The organism is Pseudomonas sp. TH34 (assembly GCF_016650865.1).
GTDB lineage: Bacteria > Pseudomonadota > Gammaproteobacteria > Pseudomonadales > Pseudomonadaceae > Aquipseudomonas > Aquipseudomonas yamanorum.
This window is the reverse complement of sequence record NZ_JAEKFB010000020.1, coordinates 195,921-215,554: the sequence shown is the minus strand read 5'-3', so window position 1 is coordinate 215,554 and position 19,634 is coordinate 195,921. Positions and strand designations below refer to the sequence as shown.

The window sequence follows — 19,634 nt, the reverse complement described above, 5'->3', positions numbered from 1 at the left end:
TATGTTTTTGCGCCACGTCATCGTATTCAGCTTTATCGCCCTGCTCGCCGGCTGTTCCGGCCTCGGCACCCGTGAATCTGTCGAAGGCCCGGGCAACCCGGCGCAATGGCAGCAGCACAAGGATCAACTGAGCAGCCTTGACGGCTGGCAGATCGAGGGCAAGGTCGGCATTCGCGCCCCGAAAGATTCGGGCAGCGGCACCTTGTTCTGGCTGCAACGCCAGGACTATTACGACATTCGCCTGTCCGGCCCGCTGGGTCGCGGCGCGGCACGCCTGACCGGCCGACCGGGGCAAGTCAGCCTGGAAGTGGCCAATCAGGGCCGCTTTGAGGCGCCGACGCCGGAAGCCCTGCTGGAAGAACAGATGGGCTGGAAACTCCCCGTATCGCACCTGGTGTGGTGGGTACGCGGTCTTCCGGCGCCAGACAGCAAGAGCCGCCTGAGCCTCAATGGCGACAGCCGCCTGGCTTCGCTGGAACAGGATGGCTGGCAGGTCGAGTACCTGAGCTATGTGCAACAGAACGGTTACTGGCTGCCCGAGCGCATCAAGCTGCATGGCACCGACCTTGACGTCACGCTGGTGATCAAGGACTGGCAACCTCGCAAACTGGGGCAGTGACATGACCGCGCAACGTCTGACCCTGCCCTCTCCGGCCAAACTGAATTTGATGCTGCACATTCTCGGTCGCCGTGAAGACGGCTATCACGAGCTGCAGACTATTTTTCAATTTCTCGATTACGGCGATGAGCTGACTTTCGCCGTTCGCGATGACGGCGTGATTCAACTGCACACCGAATTCGAAGGCGTGCCTCACGACAGCAACCTGATTGTGAAGGCCGCGAAAAAACTTCAGGAACAATCCGGTTGCCCGTTGGGCATCGACATCTGGATCGAAAAAATCCTGCCCATGGGCGGCGGCATCGGTGGCGGCAGCTCGAATGCCGCGACAACTTTGCTCGGCCTGAATCACTTGTGGCAGCTGGGTTGGGACCACGATCGCCTGGCGGCGCTGGGCCTGACACTGGGCGCGGACGTCCCGGTTTTCGTGCGTGGGCACGCTGCTTTTGCCGAAGGCGTGGGGGAGAAACTCACCCCTGTAGACCCCGAAGAGCCGTGGTATGTCGTGCTTGTTCCGCAAGTATCTGTAAGTACAGCAGAAATTTTTTCAGATCCACTGTTGACACGTAACTCTCCTCCCATTAAAGTGCGCCCCGTTCCCAAGGGAAACAGTCGAAATGACTGCTTACCGGTTGTAGCAAGGCGTTATCCAGATGTACGTAACGCTTTGAATTTGTTAGGTAAATTTACCGAAGCAAAATTAACCGGAACTGGAAGTTGTGTGTTTGGGGGCTTCCCAAGCAAAGCTGAAGCTGATAAAGTCTCGGCCCTTCTTACAGAGACCCTTACGGGGTTTGTAGCAAAGGGAAGCAACGTTTCGATGTTGCATCGCAAGCTGCAAAGTCTGCTCTAAAGGAACCGAGTACTGGGTACTCGTTGCAACAGATACAGGGGCGTCGCCAAGCGGTAAGGCAGCAGGTTTTGATCCTGCCATGCGTTGGTTCGAATCCAGCCGCCCCTGCCATTTTCTATACTCATCCAGGTTACCCTCAGCCTCTAGGTACTGCGCGTGTCCAAGATGATGGTCTTTACGGGGAATGCTAACCCCGATCTGGCTCGGCGTGTTGTACGTCAGCTGCATATCCCTCTCGGTGACATCTCTGTCGGTAAATTCTCCGACGGCGAAATTACAGCCGAGATCAATGAAAACGTTCGCGGTAAAGACGTCTTCATTATTCAGCCGACTTGCGCTCCGACCAACGATAACCTGATGGAACTCGTCGTGATGGCTGATGCCTTCCGCCGCTCCTCAGCGACTCGAATCACAGCTGTAATCCCTTACTTTGGTTATGCCCGTCAGGATCGCCGTCCGCGTTCCGCACGTGTGGCTATCAGCGCGAAAGTCGTTGCTGACATGCTGACCGTGGTAGGCATCGACCGTGTTCTCACGGTTGACCTGCACGCTGACCAAATCCAGGGGTTCTTCGATATTCCGGTAGATAACATCTACGGCTCCCCCGTCCTGGTGGATGACATCGAAGACCAGCGCTTTGAAAACCTGATGATCGTGTCCCCGGACATTGGTGGCGTCGTGCGTGCACGGGCTGTTGCCAAATCCCTGGGCGTGGATCTCGGGATCATCGACAAACGCCGTGAGAAAGCCAATCACTCTGAAGTGATGCATATCATCGGTGATGTCGAAGGGCGTACCTGTATTCTGGTTGATGACATGGTCGACACCGCCGGCACCCTGTGCCACGCGGCGAAAGCCTTGAAAGAGCACGGTGCAGCAAAAGTCTTCGCCTACTGCACACACCCTGTGCTGTCGGGCCGAGCGATCGAGAACATCGAGAACTCAATGCTGGACGAACTGGTGGTGACTAACACCATCCCGTTGTCCGCTGCCGCTCAAGCCTGTTCGCGTATCCGTCAACTGGATATCGCACCGGTAGTTGCCGAAGCGGTTCGCCGCATCAGCAACGAAGAATCGATCAGCGCGATGTTCCGTTAAGGGTCAAACCTTAGCTGCATCAACCTGACGAAAAGCGCCCCGCCCCAGCATTCTGTTGGGGCGGGGCTTTTTTGCCCATATCGCCTTTAGCGCTGGTCGCAAACGCTAGGGCGAATGTGGTTATTTTGGAGATACAACATGAACGAATTTACTTTGAATGCTGAACTGCGTTCCGACCTGGGGAAAGGTGCGAGCCGCCGCCTGCGTCGTCTCGCAAGCCTGGTTCCAGCTGTAGTTTACGGTGGCGAAAAAGCCCCTGAATCCATCAGCATGCTGGCTAAAGAAATCGCCAAACTGCTCGAAAACGACGCGGCCTACAGCCACATCATCGAGCTGAACGTTGGTGGCAAGAAGCAGAACGTCATCATCAAGGCACTGCAACGTCACCCAGCCAAGGGCCACGTACTGCACGCTGACTTCATTCGCGTTGTAGCCGGTCAAAAACTGACCGCTATCGTGCCTGTGCACTTTGTTGGTGAAGAAGCTCCGGTCAAGAAAGGCGGCGAAATCTCGCACGTTGTAGCCGAGATCGAAGTGACCTGCCTGCCGAAAGACCTGCCTGAGTTCATCGAAGTCGACCTGTCGGCTGCTGAAATCGGCGACATCATCCACCTGTCCGACCTCAAGGCCCCTAAAGGCGTTGAGTTTGTTGCACTGGCTCACGGTGATGACAAAGCTGTTGCAAACGTACACGCTCCACGCGTTGCACCAGAAGCTGAAGAAGGCGCTGCAGAGTAATTCACTCTGTAATGCCGGAGCTTGAGGAAACATCGCGGACCGGAACGTAGCGAGAAAGCGGGCGAGAATGCGAAGTTGGCCTCTAACGGTTAATGAGTTTTTGTCGTTCACTTTCGCCGCACCCACGGCGATGTTATCCACAACTCCAAAAGAAGGGCCCCTGTCGTGACTGCCATTAAACTGATCGTTGGCCTGGGAAATCCAGGCGCCGAATACGAACAGACCCGGCATAACGCGGGGGCCCTTTTTGTTGAGCGCATCGCCCACGCACAAGGTGTAAACCTTACGGCCGATCGCAAATATTTCGGCCTGACCGGACGCTTTTCGCATCAGGGTCAGGATGTTCGTCTGTTGATTCCCACCACCTACATGAACCGCAGCGGCCAGGCTGTCGCGGCGCTTGCGGGCTTCTTCCGGATCAAACCCGAAGAAATCCTGGTGGCCCATGACGAACTTGACCTGCCACCCGGCGTTGCCAAGCTCAAGCAAGGCGGCGGCCATGGCGGGCATAATGGCCTGCGGGACATCATCGCGCAGTTGGGCAATCAGAATACGTTTTACCGCTTGCGGCTTGGCATCGGCCACCCGGGCGTTGCCAGTATGGTTTCAAATTTCGTCCTGGGTCGTGCGCCACGCGCCGAACAGGAAAAACTCGATGCCAGCATCGATTTTGCCCTCGGCGTGCTGCCGGATATCTTCGCCGGTGAATGGAACCGTGCGATGAAAAACCTGCACAGCCAGAAGGCCTGACTCTTTACCCGAGGGGAAACACCATGGGATTCAATTGCGGCATCGTCGGCCTACCTAACGTCGGCAAGTCCACCCTGTTCAACGCCCTGACCAAATCCGGGATTGCGGCGGAGAACTTCCCCTTCTGCACCATCGAGCCGAACACCGGTATCGTGCCGATGCCCGATACACGCCTGGACGCCCTGGCGGCCATCGTGAATCCAAAGCGCATCCTGCCGACCACTATGGAGTTCGTCGACATCGCAGGCCTGGTAGCCGGCGCGTCGAAAGGTGAAGGCCTGGGCAACAAGTTCCTCGCCAACATCCGTGAGACCGATGCCATTGCGCACGTGGTCCGCTGCTTCGAAGACGAGAACGTAATTCACGTCTCCAACAGCGTCGACCCGAAACGCGACATCGAGATCATCGACCTGGAACTGATCTTCGCCGACCTCGACAGCTGCGAGAAGCAACTGCAAAAGGTCACCCGTAACGCCAAGGGCGGCGACAAGGACGCAGTGGTCCAGAAAGCCTTGCTGGAGCAGTTGATTGCCCACTTCACCCTGGGCAAGCCGGCACGCAGCCTGATGAAGAGCATGAGCGCCGACGAAAAGGCCGTGATCAAGGGCTTCCACCTGCTGACCACCAAGCCTGTGATGTACATCGCCAACGTGGCTGAAGACGGTTTCGAGAACAATCCGCTGCTCGACGTGGTCATGGCCATTGCCGAAGAAGAAGGCGCGATGGTCGTACCGGTCTGCAACAAGATCGAAGCGGAAATCGCCGAGCTGGAAGACGGCGAAGAGAAGGACATGTTCCTCGAGGCCCTGGGCCTGGAAGAGCCTGGCCTGAATCGCGTGATCCGCGCAGGCTACGAAATGCTGCACCTGCAGACCTACTTCACCGCCGGTGTTGAAGAAGTCCGCGCTTGGACCGTCAAGGTCGGTGCCACTGCCCCGCAAGCCGCTGGCGTGATCCACACCGACTTCGAAAAAGGCTTCATCCGCGCCGAAGTCATCGCCTACAACGACTTCATCCAGTTCAAGGGTGAAGCCGGAGCCAAGGAAGCCGGTAAATGGCGCCTGGAAGGCAAGGAATACATCGTCAAGGATGGCGACGTGATGCACTTCCGCTTCAACGTGTAAGCGTCAACTGCGGCCCATGCCGCAAACAAAAAAGCCGATGCAGTGCATCGGCTTTTTTGTGGGCGAACAGTTTTGCATTGAACAACCCGGCAGTAAGACACATTCGTTAACTTTATATATTAAAAAACAAAAACACTTACAAAACCAATACCCCATCACTTGGCGACAAAAACCCTTCAGACTCCAAAACTCTCCAGCCACTTTAGGATTTATCCTTCGCAGAATGAGAAATCAAACTAAAAAAACGAGTTGCCTTCTTTTTACTCCGCCTACTCTTAATCTTTTCTACACACTTAGGGCCGCCTTTTGACCTCTTGCCCAAGATGACAAAGCAGATGTTTTCCGATTTACTTCCCGGCATTCGAAAGGACTAACAAAGTCTAACAACAGTGATGCGACCCAATATTGGAGCAACAACAATATGCCGGCCTCCTATCACAATGAGGATGTGACAGACTCCCCCCTTACCGAATGCCCCGCCATTGAAGCCACTATCCATAATACCGCCACACTTAATATCGATATGCTACTGCTGGGCGAAACCGGGACAGGTAAAGATACCTTGGCACAACGCATACATCTGCTGTCCCGCCGAAAGGGCAACTTTGTTGCCGTCAACTGCGCCGCGATACCGGAAAGCCTGGCTGAAAGCCAACTGTTTGGGGTCAACAGCGGCGCCTATACCGGTGCGATGCAATCCCGGGCAGGGTTTGTCGAAGCCGCCCACTTGGGCACGTTGTACCTCGATGAAATTGACAGCATGCCTCTCAACCTGCAGGCCAAGCTGCTGCGAGTGCTGGAGTGCCGGGGCGTTGAACGCCTGGGCTCCACGCGGTTCATTCCGGTGGATATGCGGGTCATCGCCTCCGCACAGCAATCACTGCATGAGATGGTCGAACAGGGAGCGTTCAGGCGCGACCTGTACTTTCGCCTGAATGTGGTCGATATCCAGCTGCCGCCCCTGCGGGAACGGCGTGAGCGGATTGTGCCGTTATTCCTGAACATGGTCCGCGAAGAGTCAGAGTTCTTTAAGTGCCCCGCACCCTCTCCCCACAGTGCGCTGCTGCAACGGTTGCTGTGCCATCCCTGGCCGGGCAACGTTCGTGAACTGCGTTCGGCGGCGAAGCGTTTTGTGTTGGGTCTGCCACCGCTTTCAGAGTCGGTGGCGGGCCATCAAAAGACAGAAACCTGCCTCAAGGAACGGCTGCAGCAAATCGAGAAAACGCTGATTGAAGAGTCGCTTCGCCGTCACGGCCAATGTGTTGATGGCGTGGCCGTTGAACTGGGGGTTGCAAAACGCACGCTCTATTACCGCATGAAGCAACTGGCTATATCACTGGACTAGTGCCCGGTGCAGCGAGAAATATTCAGATACAGCGGCCCTTATGAAATGTGGAACGCCACCGTCGCTACAACCACACAAGCTACGGGCCTTGCTAGAGCTAACGTGAACGCCCAACAAAGGTGCGTACACACCAAGTACGGCCACGAGTACTTTCCTTTTCATTCGAAATAATGGAGTAACCATATGTCCCGTATCAGTGATACCGCCCCGGCAAATACCTATCCGTCTCAGGGCTTCGGCGGCGGTGAAAACGACGACCTCAAGCAGTTAAGAAAAGCAGAAGCCCGGGAGTCGCTCAAAGACGGTATCGAGGCTTTTAAAATTACCGAAAAGAAAAAAAATATTGAAGCAATTCGCTAACCAACAGACCGCCCTGCCTTTAGGCAGGTGCGGTTTTTTTATTCCGGCCCAAGGAGCTTTGTATGCAGACAGAAAATGATGTTTCGTTAGAAAACACCAGAGTTACTACAACTTCCTGGATTCAGCCAGCCTCCTCCCCCTCACAAAAAACCGAAGATGCACATTTTTTCGAAGCAAAGGTGGAGCACTCGACGCTTCCCGTTAATACCGTCGCGCCAAGGAACATCTCGAATATCCTGACAGAGGCGTCAGCCTTGTTGGTCAAGTCGACAAACCGTATGAGCAAAACCCTGACAGCCTTCAACACCACCCACAACGAAAAAGAAAAACTTAAATATTCCACCGAGCTCTCCAACACGGTGTTGTTAAACCACGCAGCCACGAAAAGTATCGGGAAAGCCATACAACTTGTCGAAAAAGTCGGAAATTTACAGTAGGTAAAAATGATCCGTCCACTGGCCACCGGGTTCATCTTATGTCTGACGCTCATGCTCAGCGGCTGCGGTGAACGCGTCGAACTCCATCGCCAACTCTCTGAGCAGGAAGCCAATGAAGTCATCGCGGAACTGGCAGACAAGCACATACGCGCGCAAAAGATCCCCGCCAAAGATGGTGTTGTCGTACGGGTCAACGCCACTGACATCAGCCGTGCCGTACGTACGCTGGAGGCTGTCGGGTTACCCAGGGTTGCCCGTACCACCCTGGGAGATACCTTCCGTAAGGAAGGCGTTATCTCCACTCCGCTTGAAGAGCGCGCCCGCTATATCTATGCCTTGTCCCAAGAGCTGGAAGCCACCTTGTCAAACATTGACGGGGTGATTGTGGCCCGAGTGCACGTTGTGCTGCCTGAACGCATAGCGCCTGGCGAACCTGTACAACCGGCATCTGCTTCGGTATTCATCAAGCATGACCCACGGCTGGACCCCGACAATATCCGCGCACGCGTTCGCAGGATGGTCGCCAGTAGCATTCCCGGCATGACCACAGCTGTGGATAACTCACAAAAGCTGACGGTGATTTTCGTACCTGCCGCAGCCTATCAGGAGCAGCAACGCCTGAGCTACTTCGGGCCCTTCCTCATTCCAGAAAATGATCTGGCGTTTTGGCGGAACAGTATCGCGTTGTCACTGGCAGGTCTGGTTCTGGCGATCATAGCAGCGGTGTTGTGGCGTAAGCGGCTTCAGCAAACGGCACTTGCCCGAGCTCGGCCACCCAATGACTGAACAACTGAACTGGGTTCAGTGGTGGGCCTTCCCATGGAGGTCTGCACATGCGGACTGGAACGTCGCCGACAAGTATCGCGCTCTGGACGCACTCTGTCGCAGCAATCACGCCTTGGCGAGCACAACATTGGGTATCCCGCCCTGCCTGCCCGCCACACCCCACGTCACGGTGCTTCGACTGGCCCTCGCATCAAAAGCGCAGCTCGAACTGATGCTGGCGCTGCTGAGTGATACCTGCCATCGCCCGATTGACGGGGTGTTGAGCGAAAACCAGCACCTGTGGTGCCTGAGCCTATCGAAGGCACTGAATCCAAACACGGTACTGTCCCACGACGACGACCCACTGCAGCTACTGCGTGCGTGGGTCGAACCCACTGTCTGGCAGCGACTTCGCCTGCGCTTTGCGCGTCATCGTGTACTGGCACTGGAGCAAAAAAACGCCGACTTTTACGACGTCCACAACCGGCTCGATATCCTCTGGCAAGCAGTCGTCTGGCGTGTCACGACGACGACAAACGACGAACGCCTCCCCTGACGGAACTGCCCCCATCATGTTACGCCGACACAAAATTGCCCTGCACGATGGAACGCCTGGCCCGACACGCCTGTTGATCACGCGAGAAGAAATTCAGGAGAGTGCCCAGGCCAATCAACTGTTGGAGCGCGCAAAAGTCCAGGCTGAGCACCTGCTGCTACTGGCAGCAGAGCAACGCGAAGAACTGCATCAAAAGGCCAGCGTGGAGTTCTGGCAGCGCGCCAACTCCCAGCTCAAACAATGGGAGAGCCAGCATCAAATGCTGAGCGACAACCTCGAACAATATGCGACGTCCATCGCCAACCAGGCCCTGCTCTGCCTGCTGGATGATGTCGCACCAGCGCAACGCGTCAGCGCCTTGATCAAACAATTGATGGCCGCACAAATGCCGGCGGTCAAGGCGACTCTCCTCTGCCATCCACTTGAGCGTGAGACCGTGGAGCGCTGCCTGGCCAGGCATGGGGCCACTCCCTGGATAGTTCGTACTGAGGAGTTGATCAAACCCCAGACGCTCGTACTGGAAACGGATGAAGGGGACTTTCGTATCGACTGGCTCTCAATGCGCGACATTTTGCTCGCACCCAAGGCCGGCAAGCACAGTGAATGACACTGCCGTCGACAGCCCCTCTGTGTGTTACAAAAAACTCAATGTGGATGGAACTGACAGTCGGAGGCAAACCACACAGCTCAAACACATCTGGAGTGAAATCTATGAATTTTTACGGGAACTTGAGAAGCCAACTTTTAAGACAACTCAACACCGATACCAATCGTGTTGCCGCCATCGCCAATGAGCCGGAAATCGACAACGTGGACATGGCCTATTTCGGCGATCTCATTAAACAAGAACGCCTCTCTTCGTTCGCGTTTCACGAACAGGTCCGCGTCCAACACTCACTGTTCAAGACTGTGCTCGACGGCGTGCAGTAAGTTGCAGTCGCTGATTACTCGCTGGGTGAACGGTACAGAAGGCCAGCTCAGACTGTTCGAAGACGATGACGAGATTATTTTTCAGCGTATATCGAACACCGTGCAACTGAGTGTCCAGCTGACTCAAAGTCGCCCGGACACCTTACGCCTGCAAACCTTGATGCGCCTGGGAGGCGCCAGCCTGAATCACTTTCACGGCGCACTTGCCCTGGAGCCGGCCAGTGGCGTGCTCTGGCTCGTCCAGTGCCTGCGGGAGGGGGCCGACGAGAAGCGCCTGTTGGGGTGTCTCGAAGCTCTGCTCAACCAGCGTGACACCTGGCGCGCCATCGTCGCACGCCTCGCAGCCCCAACCCGGAAACCCATGCCCACGTCCCTACGCTCGCTGCCGTACTAATTCAGAGAACGATCATGTCTAACAAGAATTACAAGCTCCCTCGCTTGCGCGCCGACTCGCCTGCAGATCGCACAAAACGAGCCCATTGGCGTGGCCTGATCTTGCTGCCCTGGTTGCTGACCCCGTTGGAAAGCACCTTGGCCGCCGTCCCCAGTGAATGGAAAAACACCGCCTACGCGTATGAAGCCGAACACAAGCCACTGCGGGAAGTACTGGAAGATTTCGCCCAGTCGTTTGGCACACAACTGCAAATCGACGGCCTGCTGGAAGGCAACGTCAACGGCAAGATACGCGCCAATACCCCGCAATCGCTGCTCGACAGGCTGGGCGTGGAGCATCGCTTCCAGTGGTACCTGTACAACAACACCCTGTACATCAGCACCCTGGACCAACAGGAATCAGCGCGCCTGGAAGTCTCTTCCGAGACCCTCGCCGACCTCAAGCAGGCCCTGACCGATATTGGCCTGCTGGACAGCCGGTTTGGCTGGGGTGAGTTGTCCGACGATGGCGTGGTACTGGTTTCGGGCCCCAAGCGCTACATTGAGCAGATCAAGCAATTCAGCAGCCAGCGCAAATCTCCCGACGAAAAGCAGAGCATCCTCACCTACCCGCTGAAGTTCGCCAACGCAGCGGACCGCCCGATTGATTATCGCGGTGAAAAGCTGACCATTCCCGGCGTCGCCAGCATGCTGCGCGGTTTGTTGGAACCTCGCCCCGCCTCCACCCTCTCGACTCTTAGCCAGCGCCCAGCCTCAGCCTCACAACCCTCGCCCATCACGCCGAGCTTTCCACGGCTGGGCAACCCGATGCTGGGGCAGATGCTCGGCCCGGCAATCAACCCGGGGCAGTTGGACAGCGGCCTGTCGCTCACCCCACGGGCGCCGGTGTCCGCCAGCAGAATCCGGGTCGAGGCCGACGTGCGCAACAACGCCGTGCTGATCTATGACCTGCCGGAACGCCAGGCGATGTACCGCGAGCTGATCGCTCAACTCGACGTCGCCCGCAAGCTGGTGGAAATCGACGCAATCATCCTCGATATCGAACGCACCCAATTGCGCGAATTCGGGGTCAACTGGGGCTTTCAAAACAGCCGCTTTCGTGGCGGCGTAAGCATGGCCCCCGGGACCTCCTCGCAGCTGTCGATCGCACACCGTGACCGTTTCTATGCCGACATACGCGCGTTGGAACAACGTGGCCTGGCGACGATGGTGTCCAACCCGTCAGTGCTCACCCTGGAAAACCAGCCGGCGGTGATTGACTTCAACCGCACCCAATACCTGACGGCCGGCACAGAAGTCGCCAACATCCTGCCCATCACGGTAGGCACCAGTTTCCAGGTCGTGCCCCGGGTGATCACCTCCCGCGGGCAGCACCAGATCCATCTGGTGGTGGATATCGAGGACGGTAACTTCGATGAGTCCAACCCCGAGCGCATCGGCCCTGATGTGCGCCGGGGCAAGGTCAGCACCCAGGCGGTGATGGCGGAAAAACGCTCGCTGGTGGTGGGTGGGTTCCATGTCACCGAACGCACCGACAAGCAGAACAAGGTACCGCTGCTGGGCGACATACCGTTGCTGGGCAAGGCACTGTTTTCCTCCACCGAACGCCAGAACAACCGGCGCGAGCGTCTGTTTATCCTGACCCCGCGAGTCATCGGCGATCAGGCCGACCCTTCACGTTACTTGCCCCAGGAAGACCAGGCCGAACTGCAGGCGGCGCTCAAGCCTCTGGCAAGGCGCTATGCGGAGCATCAACCGGTGATCAAGCGCAGCGACATCACCAGCACCCTGGCTCACCTCGTCAGCGGCCAAGTGCCCAAGGCCTTCAAGGCGGCGCCGATGCCACTTGGCCTGGATACCTTGTGCGCCACCCGGGACCTGTTGGCCCTCAATACCGAGCGCACCCAGTGGTATACCGGCCCGCAGTTCAACGTGGCCGTGGTGGTGCTGCGCAACCAGTTCAATCGCCACGTGCGCATCGATGAAAAGGAATGCAGCAACTCCCAGACCCTGGCGGTGAGCGTCTGGCCACGTGCCTGGCTCAAGCCGGGTGAAGAGGCTGAAGTGTTTATCGCCATGCGCCCTGTCATCAAAGATGAGCACATCGGCGTGCCCCGCCCTTCCCTGCTCACGCCAGCCCGGAGCACCCCATAATGAAACGACCACTGTCCTGCGTCACCTTGATTGGCCTCACGCTGCTCATCGTCGGTTGCACGCCAACGTGCAAGGGCGACTCCTGCTCACGTCCGCAATCCAGCGCCAATAAAATGGTGGTCTGGTGGCCGCCACAGATGCGCGTAGAACCCGGCCCTGCCGGCGAACGCTCGGATTATCAGACCATATCCCTGGAGCGGTGAACCCCATGGGATTACCCGACGATGATCAACATCGCCAGGTTTTCCTGGACCAGTTGGTGAGCGGCAATGACGCTCACCTGCCCCCTCTCTCCAGGCATTACCCTGCTCCCGATAAAGGCCGGTACCCAGCGGGGCCTGGCCTTGCAGATTGCACCCGAGGCCTTACAGGCCGGGCAGTTGCAGCACGTGCTTGAGCGGCGCTTTGAACATGCGCTGGCGTTCGACGGGTGCTTTGTCTACCTGGATGCCAAGGGCGCGCTGGTGATCTGGCACGCCTTACCGGTGGACGGTGCGGCGCTCAATGACACCGTCAGCCGGATACTGTCCCTGGCCAAGCTTGAAGCGCTGGATGTACGCCGCCCGCGTTAACGCTGTTCGAGTTCCGGCCAATGCAAGGTGTCGCGCTTGGCCTCATCGTCCAGCTCACGCAGCGTCCGGTAGATGAAGGCCACCGCCTGCAACGTCTCCCGGGGAATGGGGGCCCCCAGTTTCTTCTCATAGAGCGTACGCGCCAGCCACACGCACTGGATCACCGGCACATCGGCAGCCTTGGCCCGATCGATCAGTTTACGGGCCCCGGCGTCCGTGCCCTTGTCCACCAACATCGGCAGCGGGGTTTTCCCAGGGCGGTAGTAAAGCGCAACGGCAAAGTGCGTCGGGTTGACCACCAGCATGTCGGACTCTTCCAGCTTGGGCAGCTTGACCTTCGGCTCTTCCTGGGCCAGTTGATAGGCCAACTGACGCCGCTGGCCCTTGACGTGGGGGTCGCCTTCCATGTCCTTGTATTCCTTCATCACCTCCACCTGGGTCATGCGCATGCGCTTGGCGAAGAAATGTTTCTGCAACGCCATATCGATCAACGCCAGCACCAGCAGCAACCCCAGACAGGCGTGCAGCAAGTGACGGAACAAGGTGATCAGTGCCAGGATATAGCTCTGCAAATCGCTGGTGGCGAGGTTGATCAACGCCGACAACGACGGCCCGATCACCACGTACAGCACCAGGGTCAGCAACAGCGCCTTACCCAGTCCCATCAACAGGTTCATTACCGACTGGGCGGAGAACATCTGCTTGATCTGGCTGAGCGGGTTCAGGCGACTGAAGTTCGGCGTCAAACTTTCCGGCGCGAACAGGAAGCCGAACTGCAACCAGCTGCTGATCAGCTTCACGGCAATCGCCACCCCGGCCATCAACAGGGCAAACGAAAAAAACATCAGCAGGCCTTCCAGCAACACCTCTTCCAGGGCCCGCACAAAAGGCCGGCCGATGCCCGACATCGCCAGCATCATCAATTGCTGGAAGCGCTGCATGCTGGTTTCAGCGGTGAACAGGGCGATTTCACTCAAGGCGGTCAGCACCAATAACTTGCCGACATCCTGGCTTTGCGCGACCTGGCCTTTCTTGCGCTGATCCTTGAGTTTCTTTGGGGTGGCGGCGTGTTTTTTCTCCCCCGAGTCACTCATGGTGCAACCCCCTGAAACATCAGGCCGATGGAATGTTTGAGGTCTGCCAACTGCGCCATGCGGGTGACGATCAAATCCTGCAGCAATGGAAAATACAGCAGCAAAATCCCAAGCCCGGCGAGGCACTTGACCGGCGTTGCCAAGGTGGAAACCTGCAGCTGCGGGCTGTACAGGCCCAGCACCGCGAAGCCGAATTCGAGAAACAGCAGCACCGCAATAAACGGCGCGGCGTACAGCATCATGTGGGTAAAGGTATCGCCCAGCACGCCGAGGAAAACGCTGAAGCCATTGATGGCCGGCAGCGGCAGCCAGGCGGTGGCCGGCCAGATCAGGTAGCTGTCCCAGATCACCTGGGTCAACACACTCAGCCCCAGCACCACGATCAGCAGATAAATCACCAACTGTTTGAACAGGTGCCCGATGGGTGTGGCATCCGGCCCCAGCGACGGGTTGAGTTGGCCACCCGCCAAGGCTCCGCGCTGGTTATCCAGCAGCGCGCCCACCGACTCGAACATCCAGAACGGCATGGCCAGCAAGATCCCCAGCAAAAAACCCAGGGTCGCTTCCTTGAGTATCAGCCCGATGATCATCAGCGCGGAGTAATCCTGGCCGCTCATGACGGCATGAATACCGGGCGCCGGAATCAACGCCATCACCATCACGATCACGTGCCGGGGCATGCCGCGGATATGTTGAAAACTGAACGCTGGCACCAGGAGTGCACAGGGATAAATGCGCGCCATGGCAACCAGCAGGCTGGGCAAATACTCAAGATAAAGCAGCACGCGCAGTCCCTCAGTTCAATGCCGAACGGGCGATCATGTCGAACATCAGGTTGATCAGCTGGATCAACTCCAAACCGATCCAGCGGCCAGTCAAGACCAGGGTGATGCCCACCGCCACCAGCTTGATGCCGAAGGGCAGCGTCTGGTCCTGGATCTGCATCAGGGCCTGCACCAGGGAGGTCAGCACACCGACGATCACCGCCACGATCAACGGCGGCGCCGACAGCACCACCACCAGCAGCATGCCCTGCTTGAACAGCACGATCGGTTCCATAGGTCACTCAGAGGTAAGAAAGGAACAGGCTATCGAGCAATCGCGACCACCCGGAAACCATGACGAACAACAGCAGCTTGAGCGGCAGGGAAATGGTCATGGGCGAGACCATCTGCATCCCCAGGGCCAACAGCAGGTTGGAGACAATCAGGTCGATGACGATGAATGGAATGTAGATCAGAAAACCGATCTCGAACCCCGCCTGCAACTGCGACAACACAAACGCCGGGATCAGCAGGATGAGGTCTTCGCGCTGGGTGCTTTGCGCCATTTCAGGTGGCCACATGCGCGCGCTGTTTTCCAGCAGGTGGGTCAACACATCCGGGTCGGTGTTGCGCAGCATGAATGCGCGCAACGGCTGTATGGCCTCACGCCCTGTCTCCAGCAGCGTCTGGACATTGCTCATGTCCACAGGCGCCGCCTTGACGTTCTGGGCGATTTCATAGCCCACGGGCGCCATGATAAATATCGTCGCGGCCAAGGCTATTCCGTTGATGGCCATGCTCGGCGGCACCTGCTGCACGCCGATGGCGTTGCGGGTAATCATCAGCACGATGACGATCTTCAAGAAGGACGTGCAGATGATCAACAACATCGGCATCAACGACAACGCGCCGAGAAACAATGCCAGTACAAGGGGGTCAATCCCCTGAAGCGTCATCGAGCGAAAATCACACGTGACAACTGCAGGCCCAGGCGCCCGTCCACTTCCACCAACTGCCCCTGGCCGATCGGCCGGTCGCCGTAATAGAGCCCGGCCATACCCGGGGCGTAACCGGAGATGCCCAGCACCGCGCCAGGGGCCAGGTTACGCAGTTCGCCGAGCGTCAGGCTCAGGGTGCCACAGCGCACATCCAGGGCCATGTTCAACTCGTCGAAGGGCTCATGGCCGAAGACGTCCATCACGGGCTGGTCACCCTCCTGCACCGGGTATTGCTGTGTTGCAAAATCCTCGTCCATGGACGTTTCCTCGATCGAAATAAGCGTCAGGCACAACGGCCCGGATTCATCATCAATACAACCGTGCAGCCGGTGCCTGCCGACGTGCAGCTGGCCATTGCCCTGTGGGTCGAACAGGGGTTGTTCAAGCATCACCACATCACCCACACGCAGGTGGCGCACCTGCTGAATCGGCAGACGCAGGCGCCCCAGCTTCACCGCAAGCGCCAGTTGAAACGACGCAGGCAGCGGCGCGGCAATGGGTCGCCAGGGGCCGGCGTCGCACAGCGCCAGGAAGGTCTCGGGCGCCAGCCACAGGTAACTCACCACGCGGGACGCACCCAGCGTCACCGTGAACCGGCAGCCGAACGTCAACGTCCTGGGGGCAGGCAGCAACCGCAGGTAACCGAACAGCGTCCGCACTTCGGGGCTCAGGTGATGGTGGAACAATTCCCAGAACCAGGAATCCGGGTCATTGCCGGCCTCTGCCAATGTCACAGGGCACTCCCCCAGCAGGCTGAACAACGGTCCAGGCTCGGCGAATGCCAGCGCCCCGCTGGTACTCTCGAAACACTGCGGTTTGGCACCCGTGGGTGCACGGCCGGGCGCCATCAGCAACTCACCGTGCTGCCCCGAGACCCGAAACGCCATGCGCATGCCGCGCCCCAATCGGCGCTGCGCCGCCACGGTGTTTGCGTTGACCACAGGCACGTTCAAAACCGGCATGATCATGCCGAGGACACATCTGCCAGGTGCACGTGCACCGGCTGCGCCAGCGCCCCGGCCAGGCCGTCTTCCAGGCGTTGCCGCACGCCGGGCAGCCAACGTGCGGTGTACGTTTCCTCAGCCGTCAGCTCAACGCTCCAGGCGCCTTGTTCGCGGCGCACGCTCGCGTTGATCCGCCCCAGCCGGGGCAGGTACAGCATCGCTTGCAACGGCCACTGCGCAGCGGCCTGTATACGAGGCGCCAATTGCTCGGTCATTGCCTCGATCATCAGCCTCTCGGTTGGCGCCGTCAGCGTCGTGCGAGAGGAACCGTAGCCGCCGCCCTCACGGTCGCGGGTAAACAGTTGGGTAAATAACAGCCTCTGCTCCACGGGCACGAACGCCCCCGTACCGGGCTCACGCTCATCCCGAGGCTCGCGCGGACGCGGGCGCTCAGGTTTGTTCGCTGGAACTTGTGTCATCGTTCTCTTCCTGCACCAACAAAAGGGATAGCTCCTGGAGTTTTTCAACCTCGCGCAAACACTGGCTAACGTGCCGCTGTGCGCTGTCGATATGAGTGAGTTGCTCCTCCTGCTGGCCGTGCAACGCATGCAACTGCCCTTCCTCGCGCCGGGTGTCGGCCGAGAAGCTGCGCTCCTGGGTATTCCAGGACGTGAGGTCGCGAAACGAGATCACTTGCCCTTGATGCTTGCCTAGCAGCTCTGCGGTTTTGCGCGTTTCCTCCTCGCGGGTGTGCTCCAGCACTTCCTGTGCCTGCTGGATTTGCAACAGCAGCGCTTGTTGAAGCCGCTTGGCCGCCCGCAACGTGCGTTCGGCGCGATCAGCCCGATGCTTGCGCAGGCGCCGCAGGGTGTCGATTTCAGAAAGGGACATCGCAGGTCAGCTCCATCAGCAGATCCAGGGTGGTATCCATCGGTGCCGGCTCACGCAAGTCCTGACGCAGGAAACCATCGACCGCCTGCCGGCTGTTCACCGCCAAGTCCGTCAGGGCATCACTGCCAGGCTGGTACTCGCCCAGCTTGAGCATCAGCTCGATCTGCTGGTAGGCCGATAACAACCGCCGCAATCCGGTGCCGGCCTTGATATGCGTGGGCTCGGCCACATTGCTTAAAATTCGGGAGAGGCTGGCCAACACGTCCACTGCCGGGTAGTGGCCGCGCTCGGCCAGCTTGCGGGACAGCACGATATGGCCATCAAGCAGCGAGCGGACTTCATCGGCCACCGGGTCGTTCATCGAGTCTTGCTCGATCAGCACGGTGTAGATGGCGGTGATCACCCCGTCGCGGGTCAGCCCGGCGCGCTCCACCAGGCGCGGCATCAGGCTGTACACCGAAGGCGGCAGGCCGCCACGGCCCAACGGCTCACCGGCAGCCAGGCCGATTTCACGCTGGGCCCGGGCGAATCGGGTCAAGGAGTCAATCAACAGCAACACGCGCTTGCCCTTGCGCCGAAACCCTTCGGCCAAGGCCGTCGCCGTAAAGGCGGCGCGCGCCCGCTCCATGCTGGAACGATCGGAAGTCGCACACACCAGCACGGCCTTGGTCCGTAGTTGATCGTCCAGCTCATGGTCGAGGAACTCGCGCAGCTCACGGCCGCGTTCGCCGATCAGGCCGAACACAATCACATCGCACTCCACGTTACGGGCGATCTCGGCCAGCAAGGTGGTCTTGCCGCAACCGGCACCGGCGAACAGGCCGACACGCTGACCTTCCCCCAGCGTCACCAACCCGTCGATCGAACGCACCCCGGTGGACAACGCGCGGTTGATCCGCGGACGCTCAGTGGGCAATGGCGCCTCGCACAGCACAGGGCTCGCCTGCGCGGCGTCATCCTCGACAAAGGCACTCGGCCCTTCGCCCGCAATCGGCCGGCCAAAACCGTCCAGCACCCGCCCCAGCAGATCGTCCCCCACCCGCACCCGGTGCGGCACCCCAAGGCGCTGCACGCTGGCGCCCACCCGCACGCCTTCCAGGTTGCCCAGGGCACTGAGCACTGCATCCTGCTGATCGAACCCGATGATCTCGGCGAGCATGTAGTCGCCCACGGTTTTTTCGACCTGGCATAAGTCGCCAATGCGCGCCTGAGGCAACCGGCATTGCAGCAACATGCCGTTGACCCGCTGGATACGACCGCGCACCGCCACCGGCGCAAAACTGGCCAATGCACTCGCCTGGCGCTGCTGCCAGGCCTCAAGACGAGCCCGCATCTCCTCGCTCACCAGCGCACCTCGATCCGTTGCACGCCGTCGAATACCACCTTGGTGTTGTCGATCATCACCAGTCGTAAACCTTCCACCTCATCACCGACGAACAAGCGGCTGCCCTGGTCCAGAACCACGTGCCCGTTGGGCCCGCCGACGATCTGCAGAATCTTGAAGGGCAATACACTGCTGTGTTCGCTGACACGGCTGAGCACCGGCACCGAGGTATCGAACTGCTCGCCAAAACGGCTGAGCATGCGCGACACCAATTCCACCTCATCCCGGGAAACATCGCCGCTGAGGGTGACTTGGCCATTGATCACTTGCAGGCTGATGCGGTGGCCCAACTCTCGCTCGCCGAGCATCTTGAGCAACTGCTGACGCACCTCGTAGGGCGAGCCCAGCTCATGCTTGCTGACCACTGGCGGCATCAGCGATGCCTGTGCCTGACGCTCGCCATTGGTGACCATACCGATCGCCGTGATGATGACTGCACCCACCACCACCAGGCTGATCAAGCGCTTCTGCTGCGACCTCGAGATCGAGGACAAGGTCAGCGTCGGCGGCGCCTCACTGGCCGGTGCCGGCTCCGGCGCCGTCACCACAGGCGCCTTCGGCCAGGGCTGATCGGCCCGGGTGACGCAGAGTCGAATCTGGCCAATCGAGAAAGGCACGTTGAGTGGCAAGTCACTGATCTGAGCGACGAACTGGCCATCGACGTTCTGCACCAGCCCTTGCTCGGCCTGCACCAGCCATTGCCCGCCGGCAAGGCGCAACCACACGTGCCACTCGGCGATGCCGGGGTCGTACAGGGAAAGGTCGGTATCAGGATGGGCCCCCATACTCCACTGCTCGCCAAACAACGGCAACGCCGCCCCCTGATGCTGGCCATCAAGCACGCGCAACTCAAACATCATCAAGC

General features: G+C 58.9%; 25 protein-coding genes, 1 tRNA gene and 1 pseudogene. 18 read left to right on the top strand and 9 right to left on the bottom strand.

From position 1 onward, the window contains the following. The first annotated feature begins 1 nt into the window (after position 1). The 18 genes and pseudogenes from lolB to JFU58_RS14325 all read left to right on the top strand — a co-directional run bounded on the left by lolB (position 2) and on the right by JFU58_RS14325 (position 12,694). Entirely contained in the window at positions 2 to 619 is a 618-nt protein-coding gene (gene lolB / locus JFU58_RS14410; RefSeq protein ID WP_063033130.1) for a lipoprotein insertase outer membrane protein LolB, read from the top strand. 1 nt (position 620) lies between these two features. Further along, on the top strand, positions 621 to 1,472 hold the full coding sequence (ispE, locus tag JFU58_RS14405) for a 4-(cytidine 5'-diphospho)-2-C-methyl-D-erythritol kinase (protein ID WP_063033131.1): 852 nt from the start codon (positions 621 to 623) through the stop codon (positions 1,470 to 1,472). 36 nt (positions 1,473 to 1,508) lie between these two features. After that, a tRNA-Gln gene (locus JFU58_RS14400) sits at positions 1,509 to 1,583 on the top strand. 45 nt (positions 1,584 to 1,628) lie between these two features. Next, on the top strand, positions 1,629 to 2,570 hold the full coding sequence (locus JFU58_RS14395; protein WP_003208392.1) for a ribose-phosphate pyrophosphokinase: 942 nt from the start codon (positions 1,629 to 1,631) through the stop codon (positions 2,568 to 2,570). Positions 2,571 to 2,708: 138 nt separating this feature from the next. Further along, complete coding sequence (locus JFU58_RS14390) at positions 2,709 to 3,308, top strand: 50S ribosomal protein L25/general stress protein Ctc (protein ID WP_017475980.1); 600 nt, start codon at positions 2,709 to 2,711, stop codon at positions 3,306 to 3,308. Between the two features lie 165 nt (positions 3,309 to 3,473). Then, the gene (gene pth, locus JFU58_RS14385) at positions 3,474 to 4,058 is read left to right on the top strand and encodes an aminoacyl-tRNA hydrolase (protein WP_017475979.1); all 585 of its coding nucleotides are present in this window, start codon (positions 3,474 to 3,476) and stop codon (positions 4,056 to 4,058) included. A 23-nt stretch (positions 4,059 to 4,081) separates the two neighbouring features. Further along, positions 4,082 to 5,182: a redox-regulated ATPase YchF gene (ychF, locus tag JFU58_RS14380; RefSeq protein ID WP_017475978.1), complete on the top strand. Its 1,101-nt coding sequence runs from the start codon at positions 4,082 to 4,084 to the stop codon at positions 5,180 to 5,182. Between the two features lie 421 nt (positions 5,183 to 5,603). Continuing rightward, on the top strand, positions 5,604 to 6,527 hold the full coding sequence (locus JFU58_RS14375) for a sigma 54-interacting transcriptional regulator (protein WP_063033132.1): 924 nt from the start codon (positions 5,604 to 5,606) through the stop codon (positions 6,525 to 6,527). Between the two features lie 183 nt (positions 6,528 to 6,710). After that, the gene (locus tag JFU58_RS14370) at positions 6,711 to 6,887 is read left to right on the top strand and encodes a hypothetical protein (protein WP_063033133.1); all 177 of its coding nucleotides are present in this window, start codon (positions 6,711 to 6,713) and stop codon (positions 6,885 to 6,887) included. A 62-nt stretch (positions 6,888 to 6,949) separates the two neighbouring features. Next, a complete protein-coding gene (locus JFU58_RS14365; protein WP_201140992.1) occupies positions 6,950 to 7,324 on the top strand; it encodes a hypothetical protein in 375 nt (124 codons plus the stop codon). A gap of 6 nt (positions 7,325 to 7,330) precedes the next feature. Further along, positions 7,331 to 8,110: a type III secretion system inner membrane ring lipoprotein SctJ gene (gene sctJ, locus JFU58_RS14360; protein ID WP_093201781.1), complete on the top strand. Its 780-nt coding sequence runs from the start codon at positions 7,331 to 7,333 to the stop codon at positions 8,108 to 8,110. Then, complete coding sequence (locus tag JFU58_RS14355) at positions 8,103 to 8,645, top strand: hypothetical protein (protein WP_063033136.1); 543 nt, start codon at positions 8,103 to 8,105, stop codon at positions 8,643 to 8,645. The genes sctJ and JFU58_RS14355 overlap by 8 nt, the downstream gene beginning before the upstream one ends. Positions 8,646 to 8,661: 16 nt before the next feature. Next, positions 8,662 to 9,252, top strand: coding sequence for a type III secretion system stator protein SctL (gene sctL, locus JFU58_RS14350; protein ID WP_063033137.1), 591 nt, complete (start codon positions 8,662 to 8,664; stop codon positions 9,250 to 9,252). Positions 9,253 to 9,356: 104 nt separating this feature from the next. Further along, positions 9,357 to 9,575, top strand: a complete 219-nt coding sequence (locus tag JFU58_RS14345) for a hypothetical protein (RefSeq protein WP_063033138.1) — start codon at positions 9,357 to 9,359, stop codon at positions 9,573 to 9,575. A gap of 100 nt (positions 9,576 to 9,675) precedes the next feature. Continuing rightward, positions 9,676 to 9,969 (top strand): type III secretion protein, encoded by a 294-nt coding sequence (locus tag JFU58_RS14340; RefSeq protein ID WP_242488268.1) that lies wholly within the window; start codon positions 9,676 to 9,678, stop codon positions 9,967 to 9,969. Between the two features lie 14 nt (positions 9,970 to 9,983). Beyond that, positions 9,984 to 12,122, top strand: coding sequence for a type III secretion system outer membrane ring subunit SctC (sctC, locus tag JFU58_RS14335; RefSeq protein ID WP_201140991.1), 2,139 nt, complete (start codon positions 9,984 to 9,986; stop codon positions 12,120 to 12,122). Then, entirely contained in the window at positions 12,122 to 12,325 is a 204-nt protein-coding gene (gene hrpT, locus JFU58_RS14330; RefSeq protein ID WP_201140990.1) for an HrpT family type III secretion system protein, read from the top strand. Before sctC ends, hrpT begins: the two co-directional genes overlap by 1 nt. A gap of 5 nt (positions 12,326 to 12,330) precedes the next feature. Continuing rightward, positions 12,331 to 12,694, top strand: a pseudogene (locus JFU58_RS14325) (transcriptional regulator). Here the strand turns inward: JFU58_RS14325 and sctU are convergent. Genes sctU through JFU58_RS14280 form a run of 9 tightly spaced genes read right to left on the bottom strand, consistent with a single transcriptional unit; the run spans position 12,691 to position 19,626 of the window. Then, positions 12,691 to 13,788, bottom strand: coding sequence for a type III secretion system export apparatus subunit SctU (sctU, locus tag JFU58_RS14320; RefSeq protein WP_063033142.1), 1,098 nt, complete (start codon positions 13,786 to 13,788; stop codon positions 12,691 to 12,693). The pseudogene JFU58_RS14325 and the gene sctU sit on opposite strands and share 4 nt — an antisense overlap. Then, positions 13,785 to 14,573 (bottom strand): type III secretion system export apparatus subunit SctT, encoded by a 789-nt coding sequence (sctT, locus tag JFU58_RS14315; protein WP_177026483.1) that lies wholly within the window; start codon positions 14,571 to 14,573, stop codon positions 13,785 to 13,787. The genes sctU and sctT overlap by 4 nt, the downstream gene beginning before the upstream one ends. Before the next feature lie 10 nt (positions 14,574 to 14,583). Next, a complete protein-coding gene (gene sctS / locus JFU58_RS14310) occupies positions 14,584 to 14,847 on the bottom strand; it encodes a type III secretion system export apparatus subunit SctS (RefSeq protein ID WP_010177045.1) in 264 nt (87 codons plus the stop codon). Between the two features lie 7 nt (positions 14,848 to 14,854). Then, entirely contained in the window at positions 14,855 to 15,508 is a 654-nt protein-coding gene (gene sctR, locus JFU58_RS14305; protein WP_201140988.1) for a type III secretion system export apparatus subunit SctR, read from the bottom strand. Next, positions 15,505 to 16,518 carry a FliM/FliN family flagellar motor switch protein gene (locus tag JFU58_RS14300; protein ID WP_201140986.1) on the bottom strand — a complete coding sequence of 338 codons (1,014 nt, stop codon included), beginning with the start codon at positions 16,516 to 16,518 and terminating at the stop codon, positions 15,505 to 15,507. The genes sctR and JFU58_RS14300 overlap by 4 nt, the downstream gene beginning before the upstream one ends. Continuing rightward, positions 16,515 to 16,973: a type III secretion system HrpP C-terminal domain-containing protein gene (locus JFU58_RS14295; protein ID WP_063033146.1), complete on the bottom strand. Its 459-nt coding sequence runs from the start codon at positions 16,971 to 16,973 to the stop codon at positions 16,515 to 16,517. The genes JFU58_RS14300 and JFU58_RS14295 overlap by 4 nt, the downstream gene beginning before the upstream one ends. Further along, positions 16,945 to 17,385, bottom strand: coding sequence for a type III secretion system stalk subunit SctO (sctO, locus tag JFU58_RS14290; RefSeq protein ID WP_177026481.1), 441 nt, complete (start codon positions 17,383 to 17,385; stop codon positions 16,945 to 16,947). Before sctO ends, JFU58_RS14295 begins: the two co-directional genes overlap by 29 nt. Then, positions 17,372 to 18,718 carry a FliI/YscN family ATPase gene (locus JFU58_RS14285; RefSeq protein ID WP_201140984.1) on the bottom strand — a complete coding sequence of 449 codons (1,347 nt, stop codon included), beginning with the start codon at positions 18,716 to 18,718 and terminating at the stop codon, positions 17,372 to 17,374. Before JFU58_RS14285 ends, sctO begins: the two co-directional genes overlap by 14 nt. Positions 18,719 to 18,726: 8 nt before the next feature. Continuing rightward, complete coding sequence (locus tag JFU58_RS14280) at positions 18,727 to 19,626, bottom strand: FHA domain-containing protein (RefSeq protein ID WP_172834584.1); 900 nt, start codon at positions 19,624 to 19,626, stop codon at positions 18,727 to 18,729. Positions 19,627 to 19,634 lie beyond the last annotated feature (8 nt).

Excerpts from the sequence above, each read along its gene's own strand:
- JFU58_RS14370 (WP_063033133.1), top strand. The coding sequence starts at position 6,711 with ATGTCCCGTATCAGTGATACCGCCCCGGCAAATACCTATCCGTCTCAG.
- sctO (WP_177026481.1), bottom strand. The coding sequence starts at position 17,385 with ATGTCCCTTTCTGAAATCGACACCCTGCGGCGCCTGCGCAAGCATCGG.
- JFU58_RS14345 (WP_063033138.1), top strand. The coding sequence starts at position 9,357 with ATGAATTTTTACGGGAACTTGAGAAGCCAACTTTTAAGACAACTCAAC.
- ispE (WP_063033131.1), top strand. The coding sequence starts at position 621 with ATGACCGCGCAACGTCTGACCCTGCCCTCTCCGGCCAAACTGAATTTG.
- lolB (WP_063033130.1), top strand. The coding sequence starts at position 2 with ATGTTTTTGCGCCACGTCATCGTATTCAGCTTTATCGCCCTGCTCGCC.
- JFU58_RS14285 (WP_201140984.1), bottom strand. The coding sequence starts at position 18,718 with ATGCGGGCTCGTCTTGAGGCCTGGCAGCAGCGCCAGGCGAGTGCATTG.
- sctL (WP_063033137.1), top strand. The coding sequence starts at position 8,662 with ATGTTACGCCGACACAAAATTGCCCTGCACGATGGAACGCCTGGCCCG.
- sctS (WP_010177045.1), bottom strand. The coding sequence starts at position 14,847 with ATGGAACCGATCGTGCTGTTCAAGCAGGGCATGCTGCTGGTGGTGGTG.
- JFU58_RS14355 (WP_063033136.1), top strand. The coding sequence starts at position 8,103 with ATGACTGAACAACTGAACTGGGTTCAGTGGTGGGCCTTCCCATGGAGG.
- sctC (WP_201140991.1), top strand. The coding sequence starts at position 9,984 with ATGTCTAACAAGAATTACAAGCTCCCTCGCTTGCGCGCCGACTCGCCT.
- sctR (WP_201140988.1), bottom strand. The coding sequence starts at position 15,508 with ATGACGCTTCAGGGGATTGACCCCCTTGTACTGGCATTGTTTCTCGGC.
- JFU58_RS14375 (WP_063033132.1), top strand. The coding sequence starts at position 5,604 with ATGCCGGCCTCCTATCACAATGAGGATGTGACAGACTCCCCCCTTACC.
- sctU (WP_063033142.1), bottom strand. The coding sequence starts at position 13,788 with ATGAGTGACTCGGGGGAGAAAAAACACGCCGCCACCCCAAAGAAACTC.
- JFU58_RS14300 (WP_201140986.1), bottom strand. The coding sequence starts at position 16,518 with ATGATCATGCCGGTTTTGAACGTGCCTGTGGTCAACGCAAACACCGTG.
- JFU58_RS14390 (WP_017475980.1), top strand. The coding sequence starts at position 2,709 with ATGAACGAATTTACTTTGAATGCTGAACTGCGTTCCGACCTGGGGAAA.
- JFU58_RS14295 (WP_063033146.1), bottom strand. The coding sequence starts at position 16,973 with ATGACACAAGTTCCAGCGAACAAACCTGAGCGCCCGCGTCCGCGCGAG.
- ychF (WP_017475978.1), top strand. The coding sequence starts at position 4,082 with ATGGGATTCAATTGCGGCATCGTCGGCCTACCTAACGTCGGCAAGTCC.
- hrpT (WP_201140990.1), top strand. The coding sequence starts at position 12,122 with ATGAAACGACCACTGTCCTGCGTCACCTTGATTGGCCTCACGCTGCTC.
- JFU58_RS14365 (WP_201140992.1), top strand. The coding sequence starts at position 6,950 with ATGCAGACAGAAAATGATGTTTCGTTAGAAAACACCAGAGTTACTACA.
- sctJ (WP_093201781.1), top strand. The coding sequence starts at position 7,331 with ATGATCCGTCCACTGGCCACCGGGTTCATCTTATGTCTGACGCTCATG.
- JFU58_RS14280 (WP_172834584.1), bottom strand. The coding sequence starts at position 19,626 with ATGTTTGAGTTGCGCGTGCTTGATGGCCAGCATCAGGGGGCGGCGTTG.